The organism is Streptomyces prasinopilosus, from assembly GCF_001419695.1.
Classification (GTDB): Bacteria; Actinomycetota; Actinomycetes; order Streptomycetales; family Streptomycetaceae; genus Streptomyces; species Streptomyces prasinopilosus.
The window spans coordinates 1-8,345 of the sequence record NZ_LIRG01000185.1 but is presented as its reverse complement, the minus strand read 5'-3'; the positions used below and the strand labels follow the sequence as shown (position 1 = coordinate 8,345).

Sequence of the window (8,345 nt, the reverse complement as noted above, 5' to 3'; positions counted from 1 at the left end):
GCGTACCGGTCGTAGCCGGCGGGGACGGCGCCGTCCCCGCCGGCTACGACCGGTACGCCGACTCCGAGGGGTTCACCATCGCCCGGCCCGCCGGGTGGACCCGTAGCAGCGTGTCCTCCCAGTACGGCATGGACGTGGTCACCTACCGCAGCCCCGACCGCGGCATGCGGCTCCAGGTGTTCGAGGTGGCGGAGCCCTCGCCCGACGCGTCGTACGCACTGTTCCTCTCCGACGCCACCCCGAAGGCGCCCGGGTTCGAGCGGCTCTCCCTCGAGACGCTGGACGACGGCGACTTCACCGGTTCCCGGCTGGAGTACCTGGCGGACTCCATGAAGGGCGAGCCCGACATCGGGACCTGGCACGTCGTCGACCTGCGCTTCCAGGCGGCCGACGGCAAGCTGTACGCGCTCGCCGCCTACGGGGCGGACGCCGACGGCCACGAGGACGAGCGGGAACTGGTCCGGACCGCCCTCGCGCACTTCTGCCCGCCGGAGACCACCTGCGGGACCGCCACGAACCCCGGCTGAACCGGCCCTGACCGGTTTTTTGTGATGTTTCCCCACTTCGATCACGTGATGTGTGGTATGCGACACGTTCCGCGATGAATCGCGCATGCATGCGGGGTTCGGGGGCAGGTGCCCTCCCGTTCCGTGGGCGACACCCGTGTGACGCGACCTGGTCACCCGATCCGGTCATCCGATCCGGTCGTGGGGCCCGGGTCACCCACGGGCGCCGAACAGGAACGGAAGGCAGCAAGCGATCATGGCGGACAGTACGGAGCTCCAGGTGCGCACCTCCATCCACGCGGGAGGTGAGTGGCGGGCGGCCGTCTCGGGGGCCACGCGCGAGATCCTCGACCCCGCGGACGCCCTGCCGTTCGCCGTCGTCGCGGAGGGCGACGAGAAGGACGCCGACCTCGCGGTGGCCGCGGCCCGGCGCGCGTTCGACGAGGGCCCGTGGCCGCACACCCCGGCCGCCGAGCGGGCCGCGCTGCTGCGCCGCGTCGCCGGTCTCCTCGTCCGGGACCGGGAGGAACTCGGCCTGCTGGAGAGCCGGGACGCGGGCAAGACCGTGGAGGAGGGGCGCGTCGACATCGACTGCGTCGCCGACGCCTTCCGCTACTTCGCCGACCTGGTCGCCGGGGAGGCCCCGGGCCGGGTCGTCGACGCCGGCTCCGCCGACGTCCACAGCGTCGTCGTGCACGAGCCCGTCGGCGTCTGCGCCATGATCACACCCTGGAACTACCCGCTGCTCCAGGCCAGCTGGAAGATCGCACCGGCGCTCGCGGCCGGCAACACCTTCGTCGTCAAGCCCAGCGAGATCACCCCGCTGACCACCGTGGCGCTCGTCGACCTGCTGATCGAGGCGGGGCTGCCCACCGGGGTCGCCAACATCGTCACCGGGCCCGGGCACACCGTCGGCGCCCGGCTCGCCGAGCACCCCGACGTCGACCTGGTCTCCTTCACCGGCGGACTGGCCAGCGGCACCAAGGTCGCCCAGGCCGCCGCGCCCGGCGTGAAGAAGGTCGCCCTCGAACTCGGCGGCAAGAACCCCAACGTGGTCTTCGCCGACGCCTGCGCCACCGAGGAGGGCTTCGACACCGCCGTCGACCAGGCGCTCAACGCGGCCTTCATCCACAGCGGCCAGGTCTGCTCGGCGGGCGCCCGGCTCATCGTCGAGGAGTCCGTCCGCGACCGCTTCGTCGCCGAACTCGCCCGCCGCGCCGGGCGGATCAGGCTCGGCCGGGGCACCGCGGACGGCGTCGAGTGCGGACCGCTGGTCTCCGGGCAGCAGCGCGACAAGATCGAGGCGTACGTCGCCTCCGCGCTGGAGGAGGGCGCGGTGCTGCGCTCCGGCGGCAAGCGGCCCGAGCCGTCCGCCGACCGGCCCGAGGCCGGCTACTTCTACGAGCCGACCGTCCTCGACCACTGCCACCGCGGGATGCGGGTGGTGCGCGAGGAGGTGTTCGGGCCGGTGCTCACCGTCGAGACCTTCCGCACCGAGGACGAGGCCGTGGCTCTCGCCAACGACACCGAGTACGGGCTGGCCGGCGCCGTCTGGACCGCCGACGCGGGCCGCGCCCGGCGGGTGGCCGGACGGCTGCGCCACGGCACCGTGTGGATCAACGACTTCCACCCCTACCTCCCGCAGGCGGAGTGGGGCGGATTCGGCAAGAGCGGAGTGGGCCGCGAACTCGGCCCGGCGGGCCTCGCCGAGTACCGCGAGACCAAGCACGTCTACCAGAACCTCGCACCGAAGCCGGTGCGCTGGTTCGCGGGCTGAGCCGTCACCACCGAGCGGCGCCCGGGGCGGGCCCGGCACCCGCGCCGCGTGGGAGGCACCCGGTGCGCACGGCGCACCACGCGCCTCCCGCGTGCGGCCGCGGCCGCCGGGCGGTGCACCCGGGGGCCCCTCCCGCGGGCCGCCCGCCCCGAGGCCCAGCACGCGCCGCACGTCCCACGCGTCCCGCACACCTCACGCGCCCCGTGCGTCCCACGCGCCTCGCCCACTCCGTGAGCCCCGGACGTCCCGCGTGACGTCACGTCGCTTCGAGCATTCCCCTGCCCGGGCCTCCCCCGTGCTTCCGCCGACATCCCTTGTCCCGAGTTCCCCCAGGAGTACCCCCATGCCGGAACACACCCACGAGCACACGTACGACTACGTCGTCATCGGCGGCGGTACCGCGGGGTCCGTCATCGCCTCCCGGCTGTCCGAGGACCCCGACGTCACCGTCGCGGTCATCGAGGGCGGCCCCAGTGACGTCGGCCGTGACGACGTGCTGACCCTGCGCCGCTGGATGGGCCTGCTCGGCGGCGAACTGGACTACGACTACCCCACCACCGAGCAGCCGCGCGGCAACTCGCACATCCGGCACAGCCGGGCCCGGGTGCTCGGCGGATGCTCCTCGCACAACACCCTGATCGCCTTCAAGCCGCTCCCGTCCGACTGGGACGAGTGGGAGCGGGCCGGAGCCGAGGGCTGGGGCGCGGCGCGGATGGAGGCGTACTACGACCGGCTCAAGAACAACATCGTCCCGGTCGACGAGAAGGACCGCAACGCCATCGCCCGCGACTTCGTCGACGCCGCGCAGGCCGCGCTCGGCGTGCCGCGGGTCGAGGGCTTCAACAGGAAGCCGTTCGACGACGGCGTCGGCTTCTTCGACCTCGCCTACCACCCGGAGGACAACAAGCGCTCCTCGGCGTCGGTCGCGTACCTGCACCCGGTGATGGACGAACGCCCCAACCTGACGATCCTGCTGGAGACCTGGGCGTACCGGCTGGAGCTGGACGGCACCCGCGCCGAGGGCGTCCACGTGCGGACCAAGGACGGCGAGGAGATCCTCGTCCGGGCCCGGAAGGAGGTCCTGCTGTGCGCCGGCGCGGTCGACTCGCCCCGGCTCCTGCTGCACTCCGGCATCGGTCCGAAGGCCGACCTGGAGGCGCTCGGCATCCCCGTGGCGCACGACCTCCCCGGCGTCGGCGAGAACCTGCTCGACCATCCCGAGTCGGTGATCGTCTGGGAGACGGACGGACCCCTCCCGGACAACTCCGCGATGGACTCCGACGCGGGCCTGTTCGTGCGCCGCGACCCCGGACACGCGGGCCCCGACCTGATGTTCCACTTCTACCAGATCCCGTTCACCGACCATCCGGAGCGGCTGGGCTACGAGCGGCCGGAGTTCGGCGTCTCCATGACCCCGAACATCCCCAAGCCGAAGAGCCGCGGCAGGCTCTACCTGACCAGCGCCGACCCCGAGGTCAAGCCCGCCCTGGACTTCCGCTACTTCACCGACGAGGACGACTACGACGGCCGCACCCTCGTCGACGGCATCCGCATCGCCCGCGAGATCGCGAAGACCGAGCCGCTGGCCCACTGGCTCAAGCGCGAGGTGGCCCCCGGCCCGGACGTCACGGGCGACGAGGAGCTCGGCGAGTACGCCCGCAAGGTCGCCCACACCGTCTACCACCCGGCGGGCACCTGCAAGATGGGAGCGGCGGACGACGGGACCGCCGTCGTCGACCCGGAGTTGAGGATCCGCGGCCTGCAGGGCATCCGGATCGCCGACGCCTCCGTCTTCCCGACCATGACCGCCGTGAACCCGATGATCGGCGTGCTGATGGTCGGCGAGCGGGCCGTCGATCTGATCGGGGGCGACGCGTGATGAGCACCGCCACCGCCACCGCTCCCGTCGGCCCGGAGGCCGGCTCACCCGTCTTCTCCGTCGACGGGCTGTGGAAGGTCTTCGGCCCGAAGGCCGGCCGCGTGCCCGGCGACCCCGAGCTGACCGCGCTCGACCCGGCCGCCCTGCGCGCCCGCACCGGCTGCACGGCCGCCGTCCGGGACGTGAGCTTCGACGTCCGCAAGGGCGAGGTCTTCGTCGTCATGGGACTGTCCGGGTCCGGCAAGTCCACGCTGGTGCGCTGTCTGACCCGGCTGATCGAACCGACCGCGGGTTCGATCGCCATCGACGGCGAGGACGTGCGCGCGATGGACGGGGCACGGCTGCGTGCACTGCGCCGGCACCGGGCCGCCATGGTCTTCCAGCACTTCGGCCTGCTGCCGCACCGCACGGTCCTGGACAACGTGGCCTACGGCCTCGAGATCCAGGGCATGGGCCGGGCGCGGCGGCGCGCGAGGGCCGCCGAGGTCGTCGCCAAGGTGGGCCTGGAGGGCATGGAGCAGCGCAGGCCCGCCCAGCTCTCCGGTGGTCAGCGCCAGCGCGTCGGACTCGCCCGCGCCCTGGCCGTCGACCCCGAAGTGCTGCTGTTCGACGAGCCGTTCAGCGCGCTCGACCCCCTCATCCGGCGCGACATGCAGCAGGAGGTGATCCGGCTGCACCGCGAGGAGGGCCGCACGATGGTCTTCATCACCCACGACCTCGGTGAGGCGCTGAGGCTGGGCGACCGCATCGCCCTGATGCGCGACGGGCGGCTGGTGCAGCTGGGCACCCCCGAGGAGATCGTGGGCTCGCCCGCCGACGACTACGTCCGCGACTTCGTCCGGGACGTCCCGCGCGAACAGGTCCTCACCGTCCGCACGGTCATGCGCCCCGCCTCGTCGGTGGACGAGGCGGGCAGCGGCCCCGCCGTCCGTCCCGACGCCACGGTCTCGGAGGCCATCGAGGCCGTCGCCCGGGCGGGCGTCCCGGCCCGGGTCCTCGACCGGGGCCGCTGCGTGGGGATCGTGGACTCCGCCGCGCTGCTGTCGGTCGTCGCGGGGACGGAGACACCGGCCGGACCCGAAAGGCCCGGCGTCCCGGAGCCCGCCGCCGGGGCGGACCGGCCCGAGGGGACCCTCTGATGGCGTCCGTCACCGCGGCCGTCCCCCGGGCCGGCCGGCCGGGGCCGCTCGGGCACGTCGCCGTGCGCAAGCTCCTGCTGCTCGCCGTGGCCGCCGCGGTCCTCGTCCCGTTCGCCACCGCGCGCTGGTCCGGCGGCAGCTGGCCCGAGGCACTGACCGTCGACGTCTCCGGGCCGCTGGCCGGCGCCAGCGACTGGATCATCGACAACCGGGACTCCCACCCCCTCTTCCTCCACTTCCTCGGCCACGTCAGCAACGCCGTCGTCCTCGCCGTACGAGCCGTCTACCTCGCCCTCCTCGCCGTCGGCTGGGCGGGGACGACCGTCCTCGCCGGACTCGTCGCCTGGCGCGTCGCGGGTGTCCGCCTCGCCCTCGGCACCGCCGCCGCGTTCCTCACCTGCGGACTGCTCGGCATGTGGGTGCCCACCCTGCAGACGCTGGCCCTGATGGCGGTCGCGGTCACCGCGTCCGTCGTCACCGGCGCCCTGCTCGGGCTCGCCGCCGGGCTCTTCGACCGGATGGACCGCGTCCTGCGCCCGGTCCTGGACACCATGCAGGTGCTCCCGGCCTTCGCCTACCTCCTGCCGGTCGTGCTGGTCTTCGGCATCGGCGTCCCGGCCGCCGTCCTCGCCACCGTCGTCTACGCCGCGCCGCCCATGGCCCGGCTGACCGCGCTCGGCCTGCGGGGCGCCGACCAGGAGGTGCTGGAGGCGGTCGAGTCGCTCGGCACCACGTCCCGCCAGCGCCTGCTGACCGCCCGGATCCCGCTGGCCCGCAGGGAACTCCTCCTCGGCCTCAACCAGACGATCATGATGGCGCTGTCCATGGCCGTCATCGCCTCGGTGATCGGCGCGGGCGGCCTCGGCGACCGCGTCTACCAGGCGCTGGCCTCCGTCGACGTCGGCGCGGCCCTCGCCGCCGGCATCCCGATCGTGCTGCTCGCCGTCGTCCTCGACCGCGTCACCGCCGCGGCCGGGGCGAACACCGACGGGACACCCCGGCCCCGTACGCACTGGCTGTACGTCGTGGCCGGCGCCGCGGCCGTCGCGGTCGCCGGACGTACGGCGGGCCGGCTGGAGTGGCCGGACGGGTGGGTCGTCGCGATCGCCGAACCGGTCAACCGGGCCGTCGACTGGATGACCGACCACCTGTACTCGGGCGTCCCCGTCGTCGGCGGCACCGCCGACTGGGCCGCCCGCTTCACGACCTGGGTGCTCGACCCGGTCCGCGACGGACTGCAGGGGCTGCCCTGGTGGTCGGTGCTGCTCGCCGTCGCCGTCCCGGCCTGGCTGATCGGCACCTGGCGCACCGCGCTCACCGCCGTCCTCGCCACGGCCGCCCTCGGGGTGCTCGGCGTGTGGGCCCCGGCCCTCGACACGCTCTCCCAGGTCCTCGCGGCCGTCGCCGTCACCCTGGTCGCCGGCTTCGCGACGGGCATCGCCGCCGCACGCAGCGACCGCGTCGACCGTCTGCTGCGGCCCGTGCTGGACGTGTTCCAGACGATGCCGCAGTTCGTGTACCTGATCCCGGTCGTCGCCCTGTTCGGCGTCGGCCGCGCCCCCGCGGTCGCCGCGGCCGTCGTCTACGCGCTGCCGGCCGTCGTCCGCATCACCGCGCAGGGACTGCGCCAGGTCGACCCGGCGGCCCTGGAGTCGGCCCGCTCGCTCGGCGCGACCGGCGTCCAGCAACTGCGCCAGGTCCAGCTCCCGCTGGCCCGCCCCGCGCTGCTCCTCGCCGTCAACCAGGGCCTGGTCCTGGTCCTCGCCGTCGTCGTCATCGGCGGCATGGTCGGCGGCGGCGCGCTCGGCTACGACGTCGTCTTCGGCCTCGCCCAGGGCGACCTGGCGACCGGCCTGGTCGCCGGTGCCGCGATCGTCTGCCTCGGCCTGATGCTCGACCGGGTGACCCGGCCCACCGAACGCCGCACGAAGAGGGGAGCCTGAGATGCGACTCCGTACGACGCCGGCCGTGGCCGGAGTGTCCGCGCTCGTCCTGCTGACCGGCTGCGGCGCCGCCGACATGACCCGGCAGGCCTCGCCGTTCGCCAACGCCGAGGGCGCGCGGACGGTCACCCTGTCCGTGCAGTCCTGGGTGGGCGCCCAGGCCAACGTGGCCGTCGCCCAGTACCTGCTGGAGCGGGAACTCGGCTACCGCGTCGACACCGTGCAGGTCGACGAGGTGCCCGCCTGGGACGCGCTCAGCCAGGGCCGGGTCGACGCCATCCTGGAGGACTGGGGCCACCCGGACCAGGAGCGGCGGTACGTCGAGGACAAGAAGACGATCACGCCCGGCGGTGATCTCGGGGTCACCGGGCACATCGGCTGGTTCGTGCCGACGTACTTCGCGGAGAAGCACCCCGACATCACCGACTGGAAGAACCTCGACAAGTACGCCGATCAGTTCCGCACCGCGGAGAGCGGAGGCAAGGGCCAGCTGCTGGACGGGTCACCGGCCTACCTCACCAACGACAAGGCGCTGGTGAAGAACCTGAAGCTGGACTTCAAGGTGGTGTTCGCCGGATCGGAGGCCGCGCAGATCACCCAGATCCAGCGGTTCGCCAAGGAGAGGAAACCCTTCCTCAGCTACTGGTACACCCCCCAGTGGCTGTCCGCGAAGGTGCCGATGACCGAGGTGGAACTGCCCGAGTACGAGGAGGGCTGCGACGCCGATCCGGAGAAGGTCGCCTGCGCCTACCCGCACACCCCGCTGCAGAAGTACCTCAACGCGGACTTCGCGAAGAACGGCGGTGACGCGGCGGACTTCCTGAGGAGGTTCCGCTGGACGACCGAGGACCAGAACGAGGTCTCCCTGATGATCGCCGAGCAGCGGATGGAGCCCCGGGAGGCGGCGGAGAAGTGGGTGGACGGCAACGAGTCCACCTGGAAGGCCTGGCTCTCCTGAGGCCCGGTCGAGCCCGGTCCAGCCCGGCCCGGCCGGACGGCGGTCCGGTCCGGGCACGACGCGCGGCCCCGGGTTCACCGAGCGGGGTGAACCCGGGGCCGTCCGCCCCGCGGCGCGTGCGGTCACGCGCCGCGGGGCGGACG

The 8,345-nt window shown here is 73.5% G+C and carries 5 protein-coding genes and 1 pseudogene; all 6 read left to right on the top strand.

Translation table 11 applies throughout. From position 1 onward, the window contains the following. Positions 1-527, top strand: a pseudogene (locus AOK18_RS09430) (hypothetical protein); the annotation flags it as partial. A 235-nt stretch (positions 528-762) separates the two neighbouring features. After that, entirely contained in the window at positions 763-2,283 is a 1,521-nt protein-coding gene (locus tag AOK18_RS09425; protein ID WP_055574485.1) for an aldehyde dehydrogenase family protein, read from the top strand. Positions 2,284-2,626: 343 nt separating this feature from the next. Next, a complete protein-coding gene (locus AOK18_RS09420; RefSeq protein ID WP_055694008.1) occupies positions 2,627-4,162 on the top strand; it encodes a GMC family oxidoreductase in 1,536 nt (511 codons plus the stop codon). Next, a complete protein-coding gene (locus AOK18_RS09415) occupies positions 4,162-5,301 on the top strand; it encodes a quaternary amine ABC transporter ATP-binding protein (RefSeq protein ID WP_055694007.1) in 1,140 nt (379 codons plus the stop codon). Before AOK18_RS09420 ends, AOK18_RS09415 begins: the two co-directional genes overlap by 1 nt. Further along, positions 5,301-7,244: an ABC transporter permease gene (locus tag AOK18_RS09410; protein WP_055694006.1), complete on the top strand. Its 1,944-nt coding sequence runs from the start codon at positions 5,301-5,303 to the stop codon at positions 7,242-7,244. Before AOK18_RS09415 ends, AOK18_RS09410 begins: the two co-directional genes overlap by 1 nt. Before the next feature lies 1 nt (position 7,245). Further along, positions 7,246-8,202 (top strand): ABC transporter substrate-binding protein, encoded by a 957-nt coding sequence (locus AOK18_RS09405; RefSeq protein WP_055694005.1) that lies wholly within the window; start codon positions 7,246-7,248, stop codon positions 8,200-8,202. The last annotated feature ends 143 nt before the right edge of the window (positions 8,203-8,345 follow it).

Coding starts and splice junctions, on each gene's coding strand:
- AOK18_RS09415 (WP_055694007.1), top strand. CDS start 4,162: ATGAGCACCGCCACCGCCACCGCTCCCGTCGGCCCGGAGGCCGGCTCA.
- AOK18_RS09420 (WP_055694008.1), top strand. CDS start 2,627: ATGCCGGAACACACCCACGAGCACACGTACGACTACGTCGTCATCGGC.
- AOK18_RS09410 (WP_055694006.1), top strand. CDS start 5,301: ATGGCGTCCGTCACCGCGGCCGTCCCCCGGGCCGGCCGGCCGGGGCCG.
- AOK18_RS09425 (WP_055574485.1), top strand. CDS start 763: ATGGCGGACAGTACGGAGCTCCAGGTGCGCACCTCCATCCACGCGGGA.
- AOK18_RS09405 (WP_055694005.1), top strand. CDS start 7,246: ATGCGACTCCGTACGACGCCGGCCGTGGCCGGAGTGTCCGCGCTCGTC.